The following is a 23382-nucleotide window of genomic DNA, read 5'->3' as shown; positions in this document are numbered from 1 at the left end:
CCTAATGAGTGTGTATGTTTGGTGTTAACTGATGCCAGTTCGTAGCCTGCTGATAATGATGAGCGATGGACAACAAGCGGTCTTCTCGCATAAGTGGACCAGCAAGCTGCATGCCGATAGGCAATGGCTTCCCCGAGGTGGTATCGAATCCGATAGGAACCGTGATGGAAGGTAGTCCTGTATTGGTAAACGGTCCGTTGAAAATTGGGCTACCCGTCTTGTAGCCATATGGGGCCACATATGGTGTTGATGGAGTCAATAACACATCCACTTCATCGAACAGCATCATCATCTCACTCCGGAATATCGTTCGGATGCGCTGTGCCTGCAAGTAATCAACGGCACTCGTCTGGTAGCCAAGCTCGAGCTGCTCCCGCATCGTATGTCCGTAACGATCAGAGGCTTCTGCGAAGCGTTCTAGATGGAAGGCAGCAGCTTCTGCTCGCATTACCGTACGATGAGCAGCACATGTCTCTTCCATATAAGAGGGCATGTCTACCTCCTTCCATTGCATGCCCAGCTTCTCAAGTATGGTGATTGCCGATTCTACGGCTAACAAGATCGCTGTTTCATCGGTCTGGAAGAAGTTGCTCGGCAGACCGATGACCATTCCTGAGATAGGATGCTCAAGAGCGCTTGTTAAGTCGGGCTTGCCATGAGGAAGCGTGAAGGAGTCCATCTCATCTTGCCCGGCTATCGCTTCCAGAACAATCGCGTTATCTTGTGCGGATCGAGTGAAGGCACCAATATGATCCAGGCTCCAACTGGCTGTGATGACACCGTTACGGCAAACCCTGCCGTAAGTGGGCTTCATACAGGTTAATCCGTTGTAAGCTGCGGGTCTAAGCAGAGATCCGAAGGTCTGTGTTCCGAGTGTGAAGGAAGCCATGCCAGCCGCTACTGCAGCGGCGGAGCCGGAACTGGAACCGCCCGGGGTATGCTCTAGATTCCACGGATTGCGGGTTGGCGGCTCTCCTCCCTGGAAGGCATATTCCGTCGTTGTCGTCTTGCCGAGCAGGATAGCGCCTGCTGCCTGCAACTTATGAATTACAGTAGCATTCGTCTCGGGTACGAAGTCAGGATAGGTACTTGATCCAGCCGAGGTGCGTATGCCAGCGGTATGGATAATATCCTTGGCTCCATATGGAATGCCATGCAGAGGACTGAGATATTCGCCATTCATCAGTTTGCGCTCAGACTCTTTTGCAGCCTGCAAGGCTTGTTCTGCGGTGACTGTAACGAAGGCTTGCACAGCAGATTCTACTTTCTCAATGCGATCCAAATAGGATTTCGTAAGCTCGACAGGAGATACCGTCTTGTTTTTGATCAGTTTTGCAGCTTCAGCAATCGTCAGCTCGTTAAGTGGTTTCGTAATCATCGCAGAGGCACTCTCCTATACGGAGGATTGGGCCCTACTTCTTCTGGCAGCTTGAAGCTTCGAATCAGCTTCAAGTCGGCTGTAAATAGGGCCAGCTCCTCGCTGGTAATAACTCCGTTCGCATATCTGGCGCTTTCTGTACGTCGGTGTGTGAGATAGTCGTCCTGCTTCAGAGTAATCAACCTTTCTCTCTCTATTTGGTGAAGCTTGAATCGATAATGTCCTCGTAAGCGAGGTCTTCCTTCAGATTACCGATGAAGCGCTGCATGCCAATTGCGGTCTCGAATGCTGATTCATTGATGAGTCCTTCCGCAGGATATACCTTGCTGTCGATCATGCGTTGTACCGCTTGCTCCACGACGTTCTTGTCTAGATTCGGGAATTCCTTCACTGCGACTGCTTTGGCGCCTTCAGGATTCGATTGAATGTAGTCCAGAGCTTGCTCGATTGAAGTCACGAAGCGCTGGGTGAGATCAGGATTCTTCTCAATGAAGCTTGCGGTTGTGTTCATCGTTGCAAAGGCGAAGTCTGGATAATCCTTCGTGAAATCATGGACAATATGCAGCCCCTCTGCAATGCCTTGATCCAGCTGAGGCTCGTAAACGATAGCAATGTCGGCTTTGCCGGCTAATACAGCACCAAGCTCGGAGCCATTTTGGACCTCGGTGATCGTCACATCCTTGTCGATATCGATGTTATTATCAGCGAACAGCTTCCGCAGTAAGCTGTTGGAGCTTGTAGGTGCCAAGCCCACTACGATGGTCTTACCCTTGAAGTCCTCTGTGGTGTTTACCGTTACTCCTTCTCTCGCGACTGCCCATACTGGAGCGCTGCCGGATAGAAGGACCAGTGAGCGAGCATCTCCGCCCTTCGCATTAGCGAATGCGACATGTTCAGGACCATGGAAGGAAAATGCGGACTCGCCTGAGATGACCGAAGACAATGCTGTTGGTCCGCTTCCGGCAGCACGGATGGAAGATAGCTCAATGCGATTCTCTTTTAGAAAACCTTGGTTGTTCGCTACATACAAGGGAAGATAGAGCAGGTTGTGATAAACCTCGGACACCATAATTTTGTCCACCTGCGTATTTTCTTGCCCCTCGCTATTAGATGCACCTGCGCCATTGGCAGGTGTTGCGGCTTTGCTGCCGCATGCACTGAGCAGTGTGGTCAATATAACCGTCATCGTTGCTAGCATAGCTATCTTTTTGAATGTACGCATTAGTCATCAGGCCCCTTTAATGGTTGTAGGTCAGCTATACAGATGTGGATTTGTTACCAGTCTTGTTGTCACTCCATGGAAGGAGACGGGATTCGATATAACCGACACAGGTGTAGAGGAGCATGGCGACCAGCATAAGCATGAACACGCCAACCCATACGGCCGGAAGGTTGAACAGGTTACCTTCGACGAATACCATATGTCCGAGCCCTTTATCTGAAGAGATGAATTCTCCGCCTACGACAGACACCAATGCTAATCCGATATTGATACGGAAGGCCGAGATGATCCATGGCAGAGAGGATGGAACGATAATTTTGCGGAAAATTTGTGACTTCTTCGCACCAAAGGATTTCATCAGATTAATCTGGGATTCGTCGATCTGATGAGTCGCTTGGTAGGCGGATAACAGTGCTACGATAAATGTTGCCACGGAGGCAAGAGCAATCTTGGAGAAGATGCCTGAACCGAACCAGATAATAATCACGGGAGCGAGCGCAATCTTCGGAATGCCGTTCAGCGCTACGATGAATGGATCGAGCACACGGGCAACGGACTTGGAATACCACATGAGCAGTCCTGCTAATGAACCAATTAAGCTTCCGGCTACAAAACCGATAACAGTGGCATTCACCGTTGCGAACGCGTCTGTAAGCAGTTGCCCTGAGCTGGCCATTGTGATGGCGGCATCGAAAATGGCGCTCGGTGACCCCATGAGGAAACCGTTAACCAGTTCCAAGCGAACGGCGGATTCCCATATCACTAGGATGACTGCAACGATAATGAATCGCCACAGCATTGTTACCAGCCATTCTTTGGAGAAGGTGGACTGTCTGCGTTTGCTCTTGCTCTTCGTAACTCCAGCAGGCTTTCCGGCAAGAGTGATTTTAGGTGATGTGCTCTTCATTAGCTGATCCTCCCCATCTGGATATCAAGCTCTGCCCAGATCGATTCAAAATACTGCTTAAACTTCTGGTCGGAGCGGGCTTTCAGTGCTGAGCCATATTGCGAGGCGAGGCCAATGTCATACACCTGCTTCACGGTCGTTGGTCTTTTGCTCATAACGGCAATGCGGTCGGAGATGGCAATCGCTTCCTCGATGTCATGCGTGATCAGGACGCCTGTCTTGCCCTCGGATTTTAGAATGGATAAGATTTCATCTTCCAGAATGAGTCTGGTCTGATAATCAAGTGCTGAGAAGGGTTCATCCAGTAATATAATATCGGGCTGAGTAACGAGGGTACGAATGAGGGCTACACGTTGGCGCATACCGCCTGATAGTGTGGAGGGATAGGCTTCTGCGAATGAAGCCAGGCCGTAGCGATCCAGATAATCCATGGCAATATCGCCGCGATCCTTTTTGGACATGCCCTTCACTTCCAAGCCTAACGTGACATTATCCAGGATGCTTCTCCAAGGAAGCAGTAGATCTTTCTGCATCATATAGCCAACATGCCCGGTCGTCTGGTCGATCTCTTCGCCACAAACGATAACCTTGCCATTCGTTGGCTTAAGCAGACCTGCGATAATATTGAAGATCGTACTCTTGCCGCAACCGCTCGGTCCCACGATACTGAAGAATTCCTGCTTCTTGATTTGCATCGAAACCTCAGCCAGGACCTGAATATCTTCTCCGGTTGCACTGACAAATGATTTGGATACGCCTTGTATTTGTATAGCCATGATAGGTAGCCCCTTTCCTACAGCCTGTTGGTTGTTGTTTCTTGATGTGATTTGGTGTTAATTAATATGACATTGATGATTATATTCCTAATCATATAGACTGTTTGCCCAATTGTCATTAGTTACTATGAACATAAAAATAGAATTGAATCAGTTAAAATGTACAAAAGAGATAGGGTTGGGAAAAAGAAAATAAAAGAACGTGTCATTATATATGACACGTTCTGGGTTATGACGTATGATTAGCTTCGCTTGGGGCTGGATTGACATTCAGCAGCGACTCCAGTGCGAAGGCGAGGCGGAAGCGCAGACTCTCACTCGGATCCTTGATGTTCCTGCCGGTCAATTTTTCGCATTTCTCAAGCCTGTAGATGACTGTATTGCGATGTACGAACAGCTCTTTCGCTGTATCGACGATCTGGCAGTGATTCTCATAGAAAGAGGACAAGGTTTTCATCAGTTCGCTGCGCTCGTTTGGATCTCGGCCAGCGAAGGGCTTAAAGGTTTCTTGATGGAACTGAAGCATTTCATCATAAGGTATCATGCGCAGCAGGCGGCTTATATCCATGGTCTGATAGGAATGAGCGAAGCGGGTCTTTCTCATCTGATAGCCGGATTGAAGCGCCTTGACTGCTTCCTTATAAGATAATCCAATATCCAGTACATTCGTGTAGGGATTGCCTATACCGAAGGATAAGCTGAGCTGCGATTCCGTATATAGGGTGCTCGCGATCTGTTCAAGCTGCTGAACCACGATGTGTTCGTCCCAAGACGATTCGGCCAAAAAGACGAGTATACCGAACTGGTCATTCTTCGTGAACATGACGAAGGAGAGATCCAGTCTGGCGAACTCCTGCTTAATCAGCTCATAATAAGCATCTCGTTCCGAGATGAACCGCTCTTCTCCAGGGGGAGTGAGGCTCTGGTTAGGCATACTCGATAAAGATTCATCCTTTTTAGCAATGATGAGAACGGAGCTTCCTTTTGCTTGGAGCCCATATTTCTTGCCACGATGCAGCGCTTCTTGTTCAGAACGAATGAAGCCCTGAATGAGATCGGAGAAATATTCATTTTTGTAACGGCGGGAGCGCTCCTTGACGGCTTGCTTCTTGGTTAACTCCAGACCAATCACATTGACGGCTTGTTCCAGTGCCAGAGTGGAGAGCTTAGAGCTTGCGGAGCTGTCGTATAGTGCGATCAAATAGCCCTCGTGCCGATCCGTGAAGATGGGATGAAGCTCAGTGTGTCGATATTTATCAGCAGTAAGCAGGCAGATCGAGATTGCGGTATGGAAGGAAGGGTGCTCATCTATAAAAGTCAGTAAGGGCGTGGCGAGAGACTGGTGATCCATCTGTTGTGCATAATGGGAGCTTGCCGTAATCTGCTTCTTTGAACCAAGCAGAAGTACAGGTGAGGATAGCAACTGAGACAGCGTATCTACGATGGAGGGTATACCTTTTCCCTGCATAACCATCGTGGAAAATTGTTTGTGAATAGATAAGGCGTAGTGGAGCTCATGGGTTTTATTCTGAAGGATGGCACTGATCGATTGTTGAAATATTTCACCGAGTGTATTGTCTATCTCAGATAGTTCGATGATAGGAAACCCCAGCTTATCGGCTGTCTCGAGCAGTTGCGGGGATAATTCAAGAGAGAAGCGCTGTGTCTTGACCGCAAGCGCTGCACAACCAATCGCGTGCATATCTGTAATGAATGCAAGATGAGCATCGGGGCGGTCTTTCAGGATATAGCCATTCGTCAGCAGCATATCTCCCGGCTTCAGGAATTGCACAATATCTGGCGCATCCATAATATTAATCGATTGCACCAAGCGATCTAGTCCGCGATGTCCAGCAATAACCTTTGCTTTGGAGAGAATGGGGATAGTCAATAAATGTTGCAGATCCATCTTCAACCCACTCGCTTTCATAATAATATGTTATAAAATCTAACATTAAGTTAGGTGGGCGTAAAGAAGAGTTTGGATAAAGAGGCTAAAAGATAGATGCAAACAAGTTTCTCATAAATATAAAAACTTTCCAATAATTTAATGCGTTATACTAAGTAGATCTATATAAAATTTGATCATTATTACTAACTCTAACACTAAAAAGGAGTTCTCCATCCATGAAAGGAAAAGGATTAGTATCGCTTTTACTTGCCAGTGTTGTTGCTGGTTCTATTATGGTATGAAATTGTGGAAAGCAAACAAATCAACACGGATGAAGTTCAACTTTATGTAGTTCAAAAGTATGCAGGACAAGACTACGAACAGTCACCACCACTCCCATATAAAATTTTCAAAAGCGAAAATGGATGGAAGGTTTTAGTAGAGCCGCTAGAAATCAATACATTGACAGGTGAAGTCACTAAAGGTACACCGATTCACGCTTTGCAGTATACAGATCATTAGTTATTTTATCTGGTTTCTACTAAAACAAATATAGAAACGATTGAGGAGTGACCTCCAATGAAAAAATCTTTATCAGTACGGCATTAATAATAACTGTTTCAGCAGTGACTGCTTTAAGTATGTATGCTAGTAGTTATGATGTTGATTCTAAAGCGGATAACCCAAACTATCCAGATTTTGATCCTGAAGTAAAATTATCAGAAGAGGAAATTAAGCGAGCTCTAGAAAATGTCAGCAGGTTAACGTGGAAACATATTTCGCACACTATAATTCCAGACTATTGTAATATAATATTTTTTCGTTAAGAATGGATGCATGTAAATAATACATATGGAGGTAATTAAGTTTGAGTACTCACTACTATTTCAGTTGGTTTAATGATTTTTTTCCAGAGAAGCTGGTCAAATTGTTGCATGAGGACATACAAGACAGAAAATCGCTTGTTATGATTAGCGCTGACCCGTCTGGTTATACAGATGAGCAAATTAACTTTGATGATATTTCTGAATGGAACTGGTTGAATCAGGCTAACATTATTTTTGATGAAAATCATTTCATTGATTACCGCATGCAGAAGGAAGATGCCCAGCGATTAATTCATCACGCTTCTGTCATTTTTTTATGCGGTGGAGATCCTGTTTTGCAGAACGATTTTTTGACGGATTATGAATTATCGGATGCAATTAAGAACAGTAATGCCGTTATCATAGGTGCCAGTGCTGGTGCGTTAAACATGGCTGCAAAATGGTTATCCTCGAAAAACGCTGGCCATAAGGTTGAAACAAGTACTATTTATGATGGTATAGGCTTTGATCATTTTGCCTACGAATCTCATGCCAGACTCGACTACGAAGCATTGGTTCAAGGCTACCTGTTTCCCTTGTCTGAGGAGATGGATGTTTATGCGGCATTACAGGAGTGCGCTGTGCGTGTAAAGGACGGGAAAATCGATATAATGGGTCCTGTATATTTACTTTCCCACTCAAAGATTCAGAAATTGGTTGAGACGCTCTAGTTGGGGTGAACCCTTTCTATGTATCGTTCGTTAGAGTATGAGAGAGGTGATATGAAATTATTAAAATGAGTAGTAACATCATAATGTTGGTACTAGTGGTATCCATGATATTTGCTGGATGTTCATCAAAAGAAAAAAATGAAGATATGGTTACTGAACGTGTAGTAGCATCTGATTTTGTTCTCGAAGTTACAACACCAACTGTTTCAGGTACTGGTGAGGCACTGAAAGTAAAAGGAACTTTAAAATATACAGGTATTAAACCTGTTGAAGTATCTCATGGAGAACCAATCATTCGTTTTTTCTTCTCCGGTAGCAACGAGGAGCGTAATTATGCGGATGTGGGATATGTAACTGAGTTTAAATCAGGTCAAGTGGTTGAGGTTGAAGATGAATTTATGGTAACCAAAAGAGGGAAACAAAATCTCTTTGTAGATATGACCGGGGATATCTCGTTAACCATGAATCCAATTGAAATTCGAGTGAATTAATCTTAGTAATATTGAACTGATGGATTCAGTCGAACAAGGAACTTTATATGAAATTATAGAATATTAAATACAGTCCATTATACCGATTTTAGCTTAACCCAATTTGAGATTGATTACGAATGTGTATTGAAATCTGGAGAGAGACTAGTAACTAATAGGTTAATTATTGGATCACAAATTCAGTTACAACAATTGGAGTTGCATTAACTGGTATATTCATGAAAATTAAACTTTCCCTCTTCTGGTAACAACAGCCTATACTATTCAATGAATCACTGTTCACTTGGGGGAAGAGTGTGACTATATTCCTGTTTTTGAGTGTTTAACTACCTGGACAGGAATAGATGTCCTATAATAAATTTTACTCCCTTGGAAAAAAGAAGGAAGTCCCTTGGCGTGCAGATCCTGATTACTGAAAATAATGTATGATATCATGATGATGTCTCGTAAAATTGATGTCTAATATAAGAAAAGAGCCTCAGAAAGAGGCTCAGAAACATTATTGAGTAAGTTCTTCGGGAACGGCCGCAGTGACGACTTCAAGTGTCTCATAGTTAATAAGCAGAAAAACTTCTGTACCCTTATCTTCTGTCAAATGTCCATAGAGCCCCACGTCTGTCCCAAGATCGGGAGGATTGAACTTGTGACGCGTAAATTCAACATTGAGATCATATTTTTCTTTAAAGTACGTTTTTCCTGCTTCCATAGCCTTGTTAACGGTTTGAGCATCTTCACGAGAATCAGACATAAAGCTACAACCTCCCATAATTAGGACAAAACAAACAAAAATAAATATAATTAGTGACTTACTTTTTAATATAGTGTCCACTCCTTGCATCTATCATGATATGGGTATATTACTATATTTTAAGTTTAAGAGTAAATATAGGAGGTTTATTTTTTGAAAACTTACATTTCAGATGAGACGTACATGAAATTTTCCAAGCTTGCATATCAAGATGTTTCCGAGGGATTTGTCCTCCCAGAATTGGAACCTTGGAAAGTTGTCGAGCCTGAGGGTGCTGAGTTACATAATAAAGTTTCAGGTTTCGACGCCTTAGTGCTTCAAAACGAACAAACCGACCAGATCGTTATTGGTTACCGCGGAACTGAACCGGGTGGAAACTGGTTTGATATGGGAGCCGATTACGAGACCGATGTGTTCGACGTTCTTGGCGGCCGAACACGCCGGCTGGAGGATGCCGTCACGGACCCGGACCATCACAACATATTTAAAAAAAGCTTTGTCGAAGCGATCAAGGACGATATTGAATGGGAGAACAACCAGTTTCGCCAAGCGGAAGTACTCTACGAGAAAGTGAGCCAGACGTATCCTGATGCGAGTATTTCGTTGACAGGGCATTCGCTCGGTGGCGGATTGGCGCAATACGTGGCGGCACGTAAGGATCTGTCGGCCATGACTTACAGCGCACCGAGCGTGACCAACCTGCTTGATGATGTGAGTTTAGCCAAAGTAAATGAGGGGTATTACGACGGTAAAGTCGTAAATGTCGTGGATCCCAACGATTCTGTCGGTGCGGGTGGAATTGTCGAGTATGACAGGCACGTGGGGAGCACCTTTTACAGAGGTCAGGATTTCGATTCTGCGAATGCCATGTATCAGAATTGGATGCTTCGATATCAACTTACGGTTCCGATTCGCTCTTTGGGAGCAAACTCGCCGATTGTATTATATGATTTTCCGATTAATATCGATCTGGATAAGTTTCAAGTAGGCAATGTCTATCGTCTTTTCGATTCCTTCTCCAAAGATGAGGGCAAAGGATACCATTCGATGAATCAATATCAGTTCGACAAAAATGGAAATCTTGTCGGACCACTTATTAATCGGGCAACAGGAGAAGAGATCGGCATATCACCACGCTGGACGGCTCATCAAGAAGCACTTGCATCCTTGTCGAGCATTGTAAGAGGTGCTATAGCACCATTGGTCGCAGTTGCGGCCAACGCACAAGCAGGTGGAGGAAAGATTCAATTAACACCGGAGGAGTTGGCGCAAGCAGCAAGGGAGATGCGGATTAGCTTGAGTGGATTTTCTAGCGATGCGCAGGCTTCCATCCAGATGTTCCAAACACATATCTCCACCAGTGAGAGTCAATCGTTCACGCCGATTGCATATAACGCGACCGCAACGCTTCAGCGGATCAACCGCTGGTACCAAGAATCGATTGGTGAGATCGCGGAATACATAGAACGCAAAAGTGAGGATTTCTTGCTGGCAGACGAGTTCAAATAATAGGAGGAAGGCAACATGGGGAGAATATCCGTATCCCTGTCGGATCTGCAAAGAGCAGTTGCACAATGTGAGCAGTTGCAGGAACGCTTGAGGCAACAGGAGCAGAAAATGCGTTCCATTCATGGTCGCTTGCAGCAAGATTGGGCCGGTAATGCTGCCACCACATTGGGGTATAAAATGCAATCATTTCTTGATGGGGCATCCGCCCGTCTGGTGGAATTGGAGACTCACAAAGAGGAGTTAAAGCGATATATCCGTAAGATGGAAGAGGCTGATCGCGAAGAACGCAGGGATCATAGAAGCCACAGCATGACACAATAAAAGGATCGAGGACTCAGAAAAAGAGCATTATTTCAAATTAAAGTGTACATACTGTCCGATACCGGTCGTTTCAATCAAAAACAGAGCCTGACGTTTAAGTCAGGCTCTTCTTGGCGATGTACTGTGTACCTACGTCATTTGAATCCTGGCGTTTCAAGAATATCTTGCTTGGTCGATGTACGAGCACAACTAACAAGGCGAATAGTTGAACAAGTCCAGTTAAAAGTCCTTCATTCAGCAGACCGATAAATAAAGCGATACTCAGGAACGTAACAGTCGATCTAAACTGTCGTTTGGTGATGGAGATGATAGCAAGCAAACTAGGAATGATCAAAAATATGATTCTCCCAGTAATTTCATTAGAGAAATTAATCAGATCATTGCCGTTCACTTGATAACCGGCAAAGGCTTCAGGATTTTGACTGAAAATATAGAGAAATACACTGAAAGAAACAATAAGGTATATAACTTTAATACTCAACAAGATGCGAACTACGTTCAGGATTGTGGGTAACTTCATAAGTTTCAATTTTCCTCCTCGACACTTCTAAACGGATACAATGTTCTAACCGTGTTTTTCGTATAACTAGACTTATATCTTTAATTAGGTATTCCGTTTTGTGTATCTCCTAAATTCATATGTGGTTATCTAAGTATACAGTTTGCTTGTAATTATTTGTATTAAACTAAAGTCCATATTAATTAATCAATTTTTCACCTCTTTTGTCCTGAAAAATGGTCGGAAATAGATTGGCAGAGGTACATAGGCACTGCACGAATATGAAATGTTTACAAGAATAATGCCTAATGAACTCATTAAAATATATAAAAAACCTCCCGTCCCGCTATAATATCTGGGGTTGGGAGGTTTTGATTATAGTGCTTATTCAACGTTTATCGTACAAACCATCCGGTGGGCTGAGGGGCTATGTCTGCGGTATCTCGTAAATCATGGACCTTGACGTTGCTGCCATAGATCATGGAATCACTGCTCAGTCGGAACGAGGGGAAACTATGCTCGGATTGCAGACGCAGACAGGGTTCAAAGTAAATCTGCTGCTGTTTGTTGATTACAAACGGAAGCGAACCCGCTTCTACAGTAACATCATCGCTATCCAGGTCGTTCAAGATCAGAAGTACCGCAATTCCGTCACAACCGCATCCATCGGTATCATAAAACAATTTGAAATAGCCCGGTCGATCGCCCAGCTTTTCAGTAAGTCTTGCTTCTGCCAGCGGACTGACTTGAATGATCATGACATCGTTCACACTCCTCTAATCTCCAATGAATTCGCTTACAATTTAATATATGGACCATAAACGCAGATTAGAAGGTGAAATAAAGAAAATCAAACATGTCCTGTGAAAATATTGACACTAATGAGTAACGCATCGAACAATTCACGTATGAATGTCATACCTAGAAACTTCTATTGGTCCAGTGTGAAATCATCCGCCCGTCAATGAAACCCATTTCATCGCCATTCCTTATCTGGTATGATAAGCAGGGAAAATAGGGAAAATTAGAGAAAAAGGAAGGTTCCGCTATGACACCGATCACCATATATGACATCGCCAAGGAAGCAAACGTATCTGTAGCAACGGTCTCCCGGGTGCTGAATGATACAGCACCAGTGCGTGCAAGCACCCGAGAGAAGATTATGTCCATCATTGAAAAACACCAGTTTCAGCCCAACGCGCAGGCGCGCAGTCTAATCAAGAAAGAGACGGGCACCATTGCCATTATCCTGCCGGACATTACAAACCCCTTCTTCCCGGAAGTCTTCTGGGGTGCGGAGAATGAGGCTCGCGGATTGGGGTACACGTTTTTTCTCTGCAATACTGCAGGTGACTATAACAGGGAATCTGAATATTTGTCCATCCTGCGAGAGAAGCGGGTAGACGGAATTATTTTTCTCGGCGGGCGAATCAACATGCAGGTCTGTCCGGATGACATGGCTCAGGAATTGATTGATATGGGCAAACGTATGCCGATTGTACTGGTCAATGGCAATATTGCCAAAGGAGGGTTCCACCGGGTGTACACAGATGAAGGGGCAGGGGCAGCCCTTGCAGCTGAGCATTTGCTTGAACTGGGGCATCGCGATATTGCGTTTGTCGGCGGTCTGAAAGAGTTGTCCACCACCATGGTTAAGGTCAGAGCTGTGCAGAAGAAACTTCGCGAGCATGGGCTCGAAATCCCGAAAGAGCGTCAGCTCCTCGGCAGTTTCTCCATCGACGACGGCAAACGCGAGATGTCCAAACTGCTGGATCGTGACAATCCGCCAACCGCAGTCCTCTGCGTTAATGACAACACGGCGATTGGTGCCATCAAGTCGACGATTGAGCATGGGCTCTCCATTCCGAAGGATATTTCCATTGTGGGTTTCGATGACACGCCGCTCGCCAGTGCCGTTATACCGGAACTGACAACCGTGTCCCAGAACACGTATCAGCTTGGCAAACAGGCTGTGGACGTGCTACATGAGCTGATTAACCAAGGCAAACCGAAGAAGCAGATCATTCTGCAACCGGAGCTAATTGTGCGTCAAAGTACAGGACCCGTTGCAAGATAAGGGGGCCTGTAATTGGAAAAGAAAGCGTTGACATTTCCTTGAAGGGTGAAATATAATGAGTGCGTGAATGAAACCCCTTTCATAAAGTGGAACGGGTTTTATGTTTCAGCTTAATGAAACCCATTTCATGAAACGGGTTTCACTGTAGTCATCCATTCATTAGTTTAAGGGGGCGTAACGTATGAGAAGAAGTCTTAAGGTCATTTCGTTATTGATGCTGGTCATGGTAATGGGTCTGACAGCCTGTAGCAGCGGGAGTAACAACGATTCTTCCGGCGAGTCCGGTGGCAAGGTTGATCTGAGCATGACGATTTGGGGCTCGGAGGATGAGAAGAAGATTTATCAGGAGCGACTCGACATTGTGAAGCAGACGTATCCCGATATTAACGTGAAGCTCAATGTGGTTGCAGGGGATTATGACCAAAAGGTACAGACCATGATCGCCGGGGGAACAGCGCCGGATATCATGATGATTGCCGAGAACTATCAGGCTTACGCCTCCAAGAATCAGATAATACCGCTGGATGACATGATTCAGGCGAACAACGTGAACATGTCCAAGCGTTATTCCGACGATATTGCAAACCTGATGAAGTACGATGGCAAGCAATTCGGTTTGCCGGATCGTGCAGGCGCGATGGTCCTCTTCTATAACAAAGATCTGTTCGACAAGGCTGGAGTGGAATATCCAACCAAAGATTGGACGCAAGACGATCTGATGGCGGCAGCTCAGAAGCTGACGGTCAAGGAGAATGGCAAAACGGTGCAATGGGGTTACTACCCTGGCAGCTGGTGGCCGCAATGGATGCAACTTATCTACCAGAACGGTGGCTCACTGTTCGATGAGAGCGGTAAACCGACCTTCAATACAGAGCCTGTGCGTAAAGCATTGCAATTCATGAATGATCTGACCTTCACACACGGTGCAGGACCAACGCCAACCGAGATTGCCGACATGGGAAATATCGGAGCTGATCCGCTGTTCGCTCAAGGCAAGATCGCCATGGAAACGACAGGGTTCTGGAACATTGGTTCGCTTGCCAAGGTGGAAGGCATTAACTGGGATATCTCTCCGGTATGGGGCGAAACGAACGCATTTTTCAACGGGTTAACGATTACCAACGCTTCCAAACACAAGGAAGAAGCATTCAAAGTAATTGAAGCACTGACCACACCTGAAGCACAGATGCCAATGGTCAAAGCCGGTCAGGATGCTCCTGCAACCAAAGCAGGTCTGTCCAGTGATGAATTCCTGAATGCCGAATATGGCGGCAAGAAAATCAATATGGCTGCTTTCAGTGAATCGACGATCTACGCAGAACCGTTCAACCCGCAATGGAACGAAATGATGAAGCTCATTAACGATAAGTTGGGTGTGTACTTCAACAACAAAGCTTCGCTTGATGATACCGTAACTGAAATCCAGAGTGGACTGGAAAGACTCTACAAATAGAGGTTGTTCAAATAGCATCGACAGGAGGACAGGTGGAATTCGGCGTGAATGCGGGTTCCATCTGCTCTCTGCGTCATGGGAGGGCTTAACGTGAGAAAAAAGGACGGGAAATGGTTCTACATCTTCATCTCGCCTTGGCTGATCGGGTTTCTGGGGCTAACCCTGGGTCCGATCCTGTTTTCCATCTATATGAGCTTCACGAATTGGGATCTGTTCCAGTCCCCTGAATTTATTGGCATCGACAATTATAAAACGCTACTGACCGATGATCCGATCTTCTGGAAGTCTGTGGGCAATACATTCTTCTATGCCCTGATATCCATTCCACTGGGGATGTCGATCTCACTCTGGATTGCATATTACCTGAACAAGAAGATCAAAGGAATTACCTTCTTCCGTATTCTGTTCTATCTGCCTTCCGTCGTTCCGGTGGTTGCGAGTTCATTGCTCTTCATCCACTTGCTTGCGCCGACGGAAGGATTGATCAACCAGGCACTTGCGATCTTCGGTATTCAGGGTCCTGCCTGGCTCCTTGATCCGAACTGGGTTAAGCCTGCATTGATTCTCATGTCCTTATGGGGTGTGGGTGGTGGCGTGGTATTGCTGCTTGCAGGTATGAAAGGAATACCGCAGGAACTGTACGAGGCCGCTGCCATCGATGGGGCGAAAAGTACACAGTCGTTCTTCCATATTACATTCCCAATGCTTACGCCCGTCATTTTCTTCAATCTCGTGACTGGCATGATTGGAGCGCTCCAGACCTTCGCGCAGGTATTCATTGTTACTGCCGGGGGACCTGACAATTCAAGTCAGATGGTTGTGCCCTACTTGTTCCAGAATGCGTTCCAATTCTACAAAATGGGATATGCATCGGCGATTGCCTGGGTACTATTCATCATCATCATGGCGTTGACACTGGTTGTATTCCGTTCATCGGCGCTATGGGTGCACTACGAGGAGGGAAAAGCCAATGAGTAATCCATCGACTGTGGAGAAGACGATATCCTATATTTTTCTGATTCTGGTCGGGGTGCTGCTTGCTTCGCCTTTCCTGTACATGATCTCCATTGCACTGGCAAGTGACGCAACAACCGTCAAGTCAGCCTTTACCTTCGTACCGCTGGAGTTCCAATGGTCGAACTTCTATACGATTTTCACGAATAACAATCTTGGCACGTATCTCAAAAACTCGGTCATCATTACTATCTTTACGATTGTCGGATCGGTATTGTCAGCTTCGATCGTGTCCTACGGCTTTGCCCGAATCAAGGCGAAAGGCAGCCGTTTCCTGTTTATTGTGTTGCTTAGTACGATGATGATTCCGGGTGAGGTGACGATGGTGCCGCAGTTCATCATCTTCCGTCATCTGGACTGGATTAATACATTTTACCCGCTGATCGTACCGAGCTTCTTCGCCGGAGCGTTCAACGTATTTCTGATTCGGCAGTTCGTCATGAGTATTCCCAAATCACTGGATGAAGCCGCCATGATCGATGGTATGGGACATCCGGGAATCTACTGGAAGATCATCATGCCACTGACTTATCCGATACTTGCAGCCATTGCGATCTTCTCTTTCTCCTATAACTGGGGGAACTTCATGGGGCCGCTTATCTATATCAATGATCCGGAGAAAATGCCTCTGGCACTCGGGGTGCAGCTGTTGACTACGGTAGGTGGCGGTCAGATGCCACCGTGGAACCTTGTGATGATCGCTTCCCTGTTCCTCACCATTCCGATGGTGCTGGTATATCTGTTCGGACAGCGTTATGTCTATGAGGCCAACATTAGCGGCGGAAGCAGTGGAATCAAGTAACAGAAGGTGTCTGTAGTGTGTTTATGTATTGGACCTGACGTTCAAGGCCAACGGAGTAATCAACGTACATGGAGAAAGGATTGTTTAGCCCATGGCGCATAAAGAACAACGCAGCAGAGGCAAACGGAGCTATATCCTCATGGGTGTCGCCTTGATTGCCCTGCTGGCAGGAGGAGGAATTGTTATCAATCATTTTGCCAATGAGTCATCTAAAACACTTGTGTTCCAAGGGGAGCCAGTACGTCTGAAGCTGGATCAGTCCTATGATCATTTTGAAGGTTGGGGTACGTCACTTGCCTGGTGGGCCAACGATCTTGGCGGATGGAAGGATCAGGCGAAGGTGAGTGAAGTGATGGATCTGGTCTTTGATCCGGAGAAAGGATTAGGTCTGAACATCGTTCGTTACAATATTGGTGGTGAGGAAAATCCGGAGATGAAAGCTCTTCGTCCCGGCGGGGATGTACCTGGCTTCCAGCCTGAACCTGGAGAGTGGGACTGGGATGCTGATGCAGGCCAGCGTGCTGTATTACAGGGATCGATGGAGCGCGGCGTGAACATTGCCGAAGCATTCTCCAATTCACCACCTTACTGGATGACGATCAGTGGATCGGTTACTGGAGCCGTGGATGGCAGCAATAATTTGCGTGATGATCAGTATAATGCCTTTGCCGATTATTTGACCGAAGTCGTGAAGCGTTATCGGGACGAGTGGGGGATCACCTTCCGCACACTGAATCCGCTCAATGAACCTTCCTCCGACTGGTGGAAGAAGGGCAATATGCAGGAAGGCAGTCATTTTACGAATGAGAAACAGGCCGAGATTATTAAGAAAGTGGCCGCTTCCCTTCAGAGCAAAGGACTGGACGGAACCGTCATCAGTGCCGCAGACGATAACAGCATTGATGAGACAGTGTTCAATTTCAACCTCTATGATCAGGACACGCTGGACGTGATCCAGCAGATCAATACCCACTCCTATAATGGTAGCAAAATGGAAGAACTGCGCACGCTGGCAGAACGCCATGGCAAGAAGCTGTGGATGTCCGAGTACGGAACAGGTGGCAGTGAACCTCACAGTCATGAGGATATGACCTCGGTGCAGGAGCTGGCGGAGCGGATCATGTTCGATCTGAAAATCATGCAGCCATCCGCCTGGGTATACTGGCAGGCCGTTGAAGATGAAGGGGCCGATAACAATTGGGGATTCATTCATGCCAATTTTAACGGAGAAGAACAGTATGAGATGACCAAGCAGTATTATGGCATGGCCCAGTTTACGAAGTTCATTCGTCCTGGTGCGACAATTATTCCAACGGATGGTGGACGCACGCTGGCTGCCTATGACGCAGAACATCAGAGACTGGTGCTGGTAATTCGTAATGAATTGTCAGCGGGTACAACGGCGTTTGAACTGGAAGGGTATGCGTACGGAAAATCATCCAACGCTCAGGTGTATCAGACTTCTCCGGATCGGAATATGGAACAGCTTGAGGACATTCCGGTGTATGCTAACGGACTTGAAGTGCCTACCGCAGACAATTCTATCACAACCGTTGTACTGGAAGGCGTGACGGTGCAGGCGAACTGATGACAGCGATTGGAAGGTTATTCTATCATCGTAGTACCAGTGTAAGTCGTCTTTTAGTTTAACGAATATGGTTCAACTTATATTGTAAAAAAATCACAGGACATATGAACTATATAAATTGAACTAAACATTTACACATAACGGAGAGGACAGAAGAAACCGGAAGAAGCGGAGCGTTCGCCTACAAGCTTTCTGTAAGAAAGCTACATCGGAAGCATACGCTATCACCGGATTTTCCCTTTGAGAAAAGGGAATCAAAAAAATCCGGGGATAACAGCGATTGGAAGGTTGTTCTGTCATCGAAGTGTGCAGTGTAAATATTCTTTAGTTCAATTTATATAAATAAAGAGAAGGAGGGGATATCTTTGACAGAGAAAGCATCCCTTTTGTTTCAGGAACAGGAGAAGAACATCTCCAGGGCTGAGAACGGTGTTCAATCCGAATTAACGTACGACGCGCGTAGTTTCTTCCTAAACGGAGAGCGTGTATTTCTGAACAGTGCAACGATCCATTATTTCCGTATGCCGAAGGAGGAATGGCGTGAGGTTCTGTTGAAGGCGAAGCTGGCAGGCATGAACTGCATCGACACCTACTTTGCGTGGAACGTACATGAACCGGAAGAAGGACAGTGGTCCTTTGAAGGGGATAACGATTGCGGTGCATTTCTGGATCTGTGTGCAGAACTGGGCATGTGGGTCATTGCACGTCCGGGTCCATTTATCTGTGCAGAATGGGATTTTGGCGGTTTTCCATACTGGCTGGGTACGAAGGATGGCGTGAAATTCCGGGAAAATAATGAGACGTATCTACACTATGTGAACCTGTACTTTGACCGACTTGTGCCGATCATTCGGGAACGCCAGCTATCCGCTGGGGGCAGGGTCATTCTGGTTCAGGTGGAGAATGAATACGGATACCTGATGGATGACGTAGCGGCAAGTGACCATATGAATACGCTGAGAGATGGATTGTTACAACGTGGCATCGACGCTACGCTGATCACTTGTGTTGGCGGGGCGGAAGGCACGATTGAAGGGGCTAATTTCTGGTCGGGTGCTGACGGACATTATGAGAAACTTCGTGCCAAACAACCGGAGACACCGAAGATGGTCACGGAATTCTGGACCGGATGGTTCGAAAACTGGGGAGGGCCTTCTGCCATTCAGAAGACGGTACCTTTGCTGGAGAAACGAATCATGGAAATTCTGCGAGCCGGGTATACCGGAATCAGCCATTATATGTTCTACGGCGGCACGAACTTCGGTGGATATGGCGGCAGAACGATGGGTAGCAGTGATATCTTCATGATTACGTCTTATGACTATGATGCACCGCTGAATGAATATGGACGAGTGACGCCGAAATATGCGGTAACCAAGAATCTGTCTTATTTCGTACATGCATTCGGGGCACTTCTCATGCAAACAGAGGAAATTCCCGCAGAGCAGAACCATGTACGTCATCCTGAAGGGGTGTCTGTGCGAGGCAGACAAGCGGGTGACCAGAAGATCTGGTTCTTGGAGAGTCACAAGGATGAACGGGAGACGATGCACATTACGCTCGAAGAAGGCCGCACTCTTCCCGTAGCGCTGAATCCAGGGCAGATTATTCCGGTACTGGATCGGGTACCGATTGCCGAACAAGTATATCTGACTGCAGGAACGATGATTACGGGCAATGAAATGATAAACGGAGAATTGACCCTGTTCATCGTAGCTGCTGCTGGGCAGCGCTCTATTATTGAACTGGAAACTGGTGCATTGAACGTCACGGGCAGTACGGTGCAAGTGCTTGTCGAACACGATTCGGCTAGGAACGTATACCGCTTCGATCTTTTTCATTTCCAAGAGCCGGGAACGATCCAACTGGAAGCAAACGGCACACCGATCCGTTTCATGATTCTAGATCAAGAAACGATGAATCGAACATGGCGATTGGAAGCAACAGAACAGAAGGGGCTGCGTTATGCAATAGGCTTCGATGATGTAGACGTGTTGTCATCTGGCCAGGTCAAAGGCATGATCTCTGACCCGGATCGGACGATTACGTTGCTTGGTGACTGGGCCGATGGAGAACGTATGTTAACAGGTCGCGAGTTCCTTGCCAGTCAGGAGTCCATCGCTGGAATACAGCAGCATCCATGGACATCGCCAATTGCACCGACGTTATCTGTTTCCCCCGAGTTGTCACGTGTTACGTTAACTGCGAAGCAGCGCACGGCGAGTGCACAACCGGAAGACTTTTCCCGGTATGGACAAGATTTTGGTTATCTGTTGTATGAATGCGATTTCGAGAGTCCGAAAGAAGAGATCACTAATCTCATTTTGCCGGATATCCAGGATACCGCCAGAATAATCGTTAATGGTGTTCAGCAGGCATTAGTGCGTCAGGTAGGTGCCGCAGGAGTGCAGTTACGAGTAGTCCAAGGGAAGAACACACTTCAGATTCTGGTACAGCATATGGGCAGATTGAATTTCTCTCCACACCTGGGTGAGAGCAAAGGTCTGGCTGGTCCTGCATATCTGGGTGGCATAGTTCAGGATATACGTCGGGGTTGGCGCATGGAGAGTGGAAGTGTGCATCTTGATGAAGTAAATTCTCTCCAAGAGACTCCACATCTAAGCAGAAGCTTTACGCTGGATGGCATGGATCGTGCGATTCTCGTGGGTGCACTGAGCAAAGGTCTTCGTATCAACGGCATCGAAGTTCCGATGGATGGATATCAGGACTGGTTTGCCTTTCAGACGCTGGATCTGTCCCTCTACATCAAGCCCGGAGAGACGAATACATTGGAAATGCCGTATAGCCGTTCACCGTTGAACCGACTGGAACTGATTACGTATCCGAGTGAGGGAGAACTGAAGGATTGGCGTATGGCAGGGACAGATGCATTGCTTCCGCAACAATGGGAGATCTCGGGGGTAGGACAAAAATCGGTCCATCCTGAAGCACAGGGGTCAATTCAGCGTGCAGCACACCCTGGTATCGCCGAAGGTGGCAATTCAAGTGCCAATCGGGTAACCCATACCTCGGGTGAATCGGTCAATCGTGCTACGTTGAACGAGAAGTCTCACCCTGTATCCAACCATGATCCCGTCCAAGGCTCGTACGGTCAGTCCGTCTGGTACCGCTGGCGTTTCGCCAAGCCCGTAGTATCCGAGCATCATAAAGTGAACCTGATGCTTCGTCTGACCGGAATGAGTAAAGGAACCATTCACCTGAATGGACATCATCTGGGACGTTATTGGCAGATTGGTCCACAAGAGGATTACAAGATCCCAGTCGCTTGGATACAGGAAGAGAATGAACTGCTTTTGTTCGATGAAGAAGGCAGAACGCCAGAACGTGTACGATTCATATTGGATGAACTATCCCGTTATCCTTGGGTTGTCGTGGAGTAGCGCTCTGAAATAGCATCTATAACGCAAACGCAAAAATTACCTTTTACTGCAGTCAAACTACCTCATTTTCTTAGTTTAAATAACCCCGGTTCATGAATTTTCGGATTCAGTCTTGTGAGTAAATTGAGCTAAGGGAATGGGGAGACTGTGGTGATCAGGTCTGCACAATGAGCAAAGGTAAAACTTGTAGCATTTTATTTGTAACCGTTTACATAAATAAAGAGTGTTCATCCATGATCTGTGAAGGGAGTGATGCTTCATGTAATTGGAATTCGAACAGGTAGTCGTGAGGTGTTGCTCATCAGGGACAGTCCCAGGTACGTTTTGTATTTGGTAATACAGTAAGGTATTCCTCTGTTCATCACTCAGGGATAAGGGAGATGACCCAATGTTAACGAAGTATCAGGAGGGAGTAAGAGTAGGAACGTCCAGCGGTTTCAAGTCCGGGATGATTCTGTTCCTCGGAACATTACTTCTATTAACGATGTTATTCCCCAATACAGCCAGAGCAGCGACAAGTGTATATACGATATCCGCCTTTACAAACACAAGTGAGTCCAATATGTATATCTATGAATCGTATAATGCAACCCACTATGGTTTGCTAAAAGGGCCAGCCTATACACCTCCGGCCGATCTGATCCGCGATCCCAGCATCATGAAGCACACAGATGGTCTGTACTACGTCGTTTACACCACGAACTGGTCAGGTAATTCCATCGGTATCGCCTCCAGCCCGGATAAGGTAAACTGGACGTTTGTCCGTAACATTACATTATCCACTCCTACCACGATTGCACACACATGGGCACCGGAATGGTTCAAAGACAGCAACGGCAGTCTGAACGTTATCGTGTCCCTCTCTCCAGGCAACTATGAAAATTTCAAACCTTATGTCATTACTGCTTCAAGCAGCAATCTGACGTCTACCTCATGGTCCGCGCCTACTGAACTGGCAGGCATTGCTCCCAATTATATTGATACCTTTATCGTTCAGACAGGCTCAACCTATCATGCCTTTACCAAGAACGAAACCACCAAATATATTGAATATGCGACAGCGACCTCGCTGACCGGACCTTATACCTTTAAAGGCACAGGGGATTGGGCCGGCTGGGGCTCATGGGTTGAAGGTCCGGCGATTGTTCAGTTGGATAATGGTTCATGGCGAATCTACTTTGACGGCTATGCAACACAAAAATATTATTACAGCGACTCTGCTGACGGTTTCAAGACCTGGGGTGTCAAGCAGGAGATTGCGGGTCTTACCGGACTCGTCCGGCATATGACCGTATTGAAAGAATCCGGACAGCCTGGCGATATCCGCAAGTTGGAGTCATTCAATGTACCAGGCAGCTTCATTCGTCATTACAACTATCAGGCTCGAATCGATGGCAATGTTAGTCCAGCCGAGGATGCACAGTTCCGCATCGTTCCTGGTCTCGCGAATGCAACAGGAATTTCGTTTGAGTCCATGAACTATCCAAGTTATTTCCTGCGCAATAATAATGGCAACATCACATTGGTGAAAAATGACGGCAGCGCCACATTCCGAAATGATGCCACGTTCAAACGTGTCAATGGACTTGCTAACGCCGCTTGGACTTCGTATGCCTCGTTTAGTAACCCTAACTTGTATTTGAGACATTACAATAATGTACTGAAATTGGAAGCTGTCGTTACTGCACTCGATAAGTCAGACGCGACATTCCGAGAGGTTGCACAATAATTGGTGTTCGCGTTTCGAAAAATTCTAAGGAGTGAAGCG

General features: G+C 46.4%; 21 protein-coding genes. 13 read left to right on the top strand and 8 right to left on the bottom strand.

Going from position 1 to position 23382, the window contains the following annotated elements; translation table 11 throughout:
* Position 1: 1 nt before the first annotated feature.
* The 5 genes from M1D71_RS21860 to M1D71_RS21840 form a co-directional block, all read right to left on the bottom strand.
* Complete coding sequence (locus M1D71_RS21860; protein ID WP_458123653.1) at positions 2–1378, bottom strand: amidase; 1377 nt, start codon at positions 1376–1378, stop codon at positions 2–4.
* Positions 1379–1571: 193 nt separating this feature from the next.
* Positions 1572–2600: an ABC transporter substrate-binding protein gene (locus tag M1D71_RS21855; protein ID WP_458123652.1), complete on the bottom strand. Its 1029-nt coding sequence runs from the start codon at positions 2598–2600 to the stop codon at positions 1572–1574.
* Positions 2601–2634: 34 nt separating this feature from the next.
* Positions 2635–3507 (bottom strand): ABC transporter permease, encoded by an 873-nt coding sequence (locus M1D71_RS21850; RefSeq protein WP_458123651.1) that lies wholly within the window; start codon positions 3505–3507, stop codon positions 2635–2637.
* Complete coding sequence (locus M1D71_RS21845) at positions 3507–4283, bottom strand: ABC transporter ATP-binding protein (RefSeq protein WP_145323717.1); 777 nt, start codon at positions 4281–4283, stop codon at positions 3507–3509. Before M1D71_RS21845 ends, M1D71_RS21850 begins: the two co-directional genes overlap by 1 nt.
* A 229-nt stretch (positions 4284–4512) precedes the next feature.
* Positions 4513–6192: a PucR family transcriptional regulator gene (locus M1D71_RS21840; protein ID WP_458123650.1), complete on the bottom strand. Its 1680-nt coding sequence runs from the start codon at positions 6190–6192 to the stop codon at positions 4513–4515.
* A gap of 249 nt (positions 6193–6441) precedes the next feature.
* On the opposite strand from M1D71_RS21840, the gene M1D71_RS21835 reads away from it, so the two are divergent.
* From M1D71_RS21835 to M1D71_RS21820, 4 genes are all read left to right on the top strand, one after another.
* Complete coding sequence (locus M1D71_RS21835; protein WP_458123649.1) at positions 6442–6696, top strand: hypothetical protein; 255 nt, start codon at positions 6442–6444, stop codon at positions 6694–6696.
* A 47-nt stretch (positions 6697–6743) separates the two neighbouring features.
* Entirely contained in the window at positions 6744–7001 is a 258-nt protein-coding gene (locus tag M1D71_RS21830) for a hypothetical protein (RefSeq protein ID WP_458123648.1), read from the top strand.
* 41 nt (positions 7002–7042) lie between these two features.
* Entirely contained in the window at positions 7043–7711 is a 669-nt protein-coding gene (locus tag M1D71_RS21825; RefSeq protein WP_458123647.1) for a Type 1 glutamine amidotransferase-like domain-containing protein, read from the top strand.
* 65 nt (positions 7712–7776) lie between these two features.
* Positions 7777–8202: a hypothetical protein gene (locus M1D71_RS21820; RefSeq protein ID WP_458123646.1), complete on the top strand. Its 426-nt coding sequence runs from the start codon at positions 7777–7779 to the stop codon at positions 8200–8202.
* Between the two features lie 499 nt (positions 8203–8701).
* On the opposite strand, the gene M1D71_RS21815 is transcribed toward M1D71_RS21820, so the two are convergent.
* Entirely contained in the window at positions 8702–8950 is a 249-nt protein-coding gene (locus M1D71_RS21815) for a hypothetical protein (RefSeq protein WP_336765067.1), read from the bottom strand.
* A gap of 153 nt (positions 8951–9103) precedes the next feature.
* Here M1D71_RS21815 and M1D71_RS21810 point away from each other — a divergent pair, with 153 nt between their 5' ends.
* Together M1D71_RS21810 and M1D71_RS21805 are read left to right on the top strand one after the other, a co-directional pair.
* On the top strand, positions 9104–10459 hold the full coding sequence (locus tag M1D71_RS21810; protein ID WP_458123645.1) for a lipase family protein: 1356 nt from the start codon (positions 9104–9106) through the stop codon (positions 10457–10459).
* A gap of 15 nt (positions 10460–10474) precedes the next feature.
* Entirely contained in the window at positions 10475–10780 is a 306-nt protein-coding gene (locus M1D71_RS21805; RefSeq protein ID WP_458123644.1) for a WXG100 family type VII secretion target, read from the top strand.
* A 94-nt stretch (positions 10781–10874) separates the two neighbouring features.
* Here M1D71_RS21805 and M1D71_RS21800 read toward each other — a convergent pair whose 3' ends face one another.
* Together M1D71_RS21800 and M1D71_RS21795 are read right to left on the bottom strand one after the other, a co-directional pair.
* Positions 10875–11300, bottom strand: a complete 426-nt coding sequence (locus tag M1D71_RS21800) for a hypothetical protein (protein ID WP_458123643.1) — start codon at positions 11298–11300, stop codon at positions 10875–10877.
* A gap of 374 nt (positions 11301–11674) precedes the next feature.
* Positions 11675–12049: an iron-sulfur cluster biosynthesis family protein gene (locus M1D71_RS21795; RefSeq protein ID WP_458123642.1), complete on the bottom strand. Its 375-nt coding sequence runs from the start codon at positions 12047–12049 to the stop codon at positions 11675–11677.
* A 278-nt stretch (positions 12050–12327) separates the two neighbouring features.
* On the opposite strand from M1D71_RS21795, the gene M1D71_RS21790 reads away from it, so the two are divergent.
* From M1D71_RS21790 to M1D71_RS21760, 7 genes are all read left to right on the top strand, one after another.
* Positions 12328–13356, top strand: a complete 1029-nt coding sequence (locus M1D71_RS21790; RefSeq protein WP_458123641.1) for a LacI family DNA-binding transcriptional regulator — start codon at positions 12328–12330, stop codon at positions 13354–13356.
* Between the two features lie 181 nt (positions 13357–13537).
* Complete coding sequence (locus M1D71_RS21785; RefSeq protein ID WP_458123640.1) at positions 13538–14809, top strand: ABC transporter substrate-binding protein; 1272 nt, start codon at positions 13538–13540, stop codon at positions 14807–14809.
* 90 nt (positions 14810–14899) lie between these two features.
* On the top strand, positions 14900–15787 hold the full coding sequence (locus M1D71_RS21780; RefSeq protein ID WP_036668619.1) for a carbohydrate ABC transporter permease: 888 nt from the start codon (positions 14900–14902) through the stop codon (positions 15785–15787).
* Positions 15780–16625 (top strand): carbohydrate ABC transporter permease, encoded by an 846-nt coding sequence (locus tag M1D71_RS21775; protein WP_458123639.1) that lies wholly within the window; start codon positions 15780–15782, stop codon positions 16623–16625. Before M1D71_RS21780 ends, M1D71_RS21775 begins: the two co-directional genes overlap by 8 nt.
* A 91-nt stretch (positions 16626–16716) precedes the next feature.
* A complete protein-coding gene (locus M1D71_RS21770) occupies positions 16717–18213 on the top strand; it encodes a glycoside hydrolase family 30 protein (RefSeq protein ID WP_458123638.1) in 1497 nt (498 codons plus the stop codon).
* A gap of 365 nt (positions 18214–18578) precedes the next feature.
* Positions 18579–21614: a beta-galactosidase gene (locus tag M1D71_RS21765; protein WP_458123637.1), complete on the top strand. Its 3036-nt coding sequence runs from the start codon at positions 18579–18581 to the stop codon at positions 21612–21614.
* Between the two features lie 388 nt (positions 21615–22002).
* Entirely contained in the window at positions 22003–23343 is a 1341-nt protein-coding gene (locus M1D71_RS21760; protein WP_458123636.1) for an AbfB domain-containing protein, read from the top strand.
* Positions 23344–23382: the final 39 nt, after the last annotated feature.

It is taken from the genome of Paenibacillus sp. Z3-2 (assembly GCF_054161325.1).
This window is presented reverse-complemented; position numbering and strand designations above follow the sequence as displayed.

Bases quoted from the DNA above. Each gene is read 5' to 3' on its own strand.
- M1D71_RS21860 (WP_458123653.1), bottom strand. From the start codon at position 1,378: ATGATTACGAAACCACTTAACGAGCTGACGATTGCTGAAGCTGCAAAA.
- M1D71_RS21855 (WP_458123652.1), bottom strand. From the start codon at position 2,600: ATGCGTACATTCAAAAAGATAGCTATGCTAGCAACGATGACGGTTATA.
- M1D71_RS21850 (WP_458123651.1), bottom strand. From the start codon at position 3,507: ATGAAGAGCACATCACCTAAAATCACTCTTGCCGGAAAGCCTGCTGGA.
- M1D71_RS21845 (WP_145323717.1), bottom strand. From the start codon at position 4,283: ATGGCTATACAAATACAAGGCGTATCCAAATCATTTGTCAGTGCAACC.
- M1D71_RS21840 (WP_458123650.1), bottom strand. From the start codon at position 6,192: ATGGATCTGCAACATTTATTGACTATCCCCATTCTCTCCAAAGCAAAG.
- M1D71_RS21820 (WP_458123646.1), top strand. From the start codon at position 7,777: ATGAGTAGTAACATCATAATGTTGGTACTAGTGGTATCCATGATATTT.
- M1D71_RS21815 (WP_336765067.1), bottom strand. From the start codon at position 8,950: ATGTCTGATTCTCGTGAAGATGCTCAAACCGTTAACAAGGCTATGGAA.
- M1D71_RS21805 (WP_458123644.1), top strand. From the start codon at position 10,475: ATGGGGAGAATATCCGTATCCCTGTCGGATCTGCAAAGAGCAGTTGCA.
- M1D71_RS21800 (WP_458123643.1), bottom strand. From the start codon at position 11,300: ATGAAGTTACCCACAATCCTGAACGTAGTTCGCATCTTGTTGAGTATT.
- M1D71_RS21790 (WP_458123641.1), top strand. From the start codon at position 12,328: ATGACACCGATCACCATATATGACATCGCCAAGGAAGCAAACGTATCT.
- M1D71_RS21785 (WP_458123640.1), top strand. From the start codon at position 13,538: ATGAGAAGAAGTCTTAAGGTCATTTCGTTATTGATGCTGGTCATGGTA.
- M1D71_RS21775 (WP_458123639.1), top strand. From the start codon at position 15,780: ATGAGTAATCCATCGACTGTGGAGAAGACGATATCCTATATTTTTCTG.
- M1D71_RS21770 (WP_458123638.1), top strand. From the start codon at position 16,717: ATGGCGCATAAAGAACAACGCAGCAGAGGCAAACGGAGCTATATCCTC.
- M1D71_RS21760 (WP_458123636.1), top strand. From the start codon at position 22,003: ATGTTAACGAAGTATCAGGAGGGAGTAAGAGTAGGAACGTCCAGCGGT.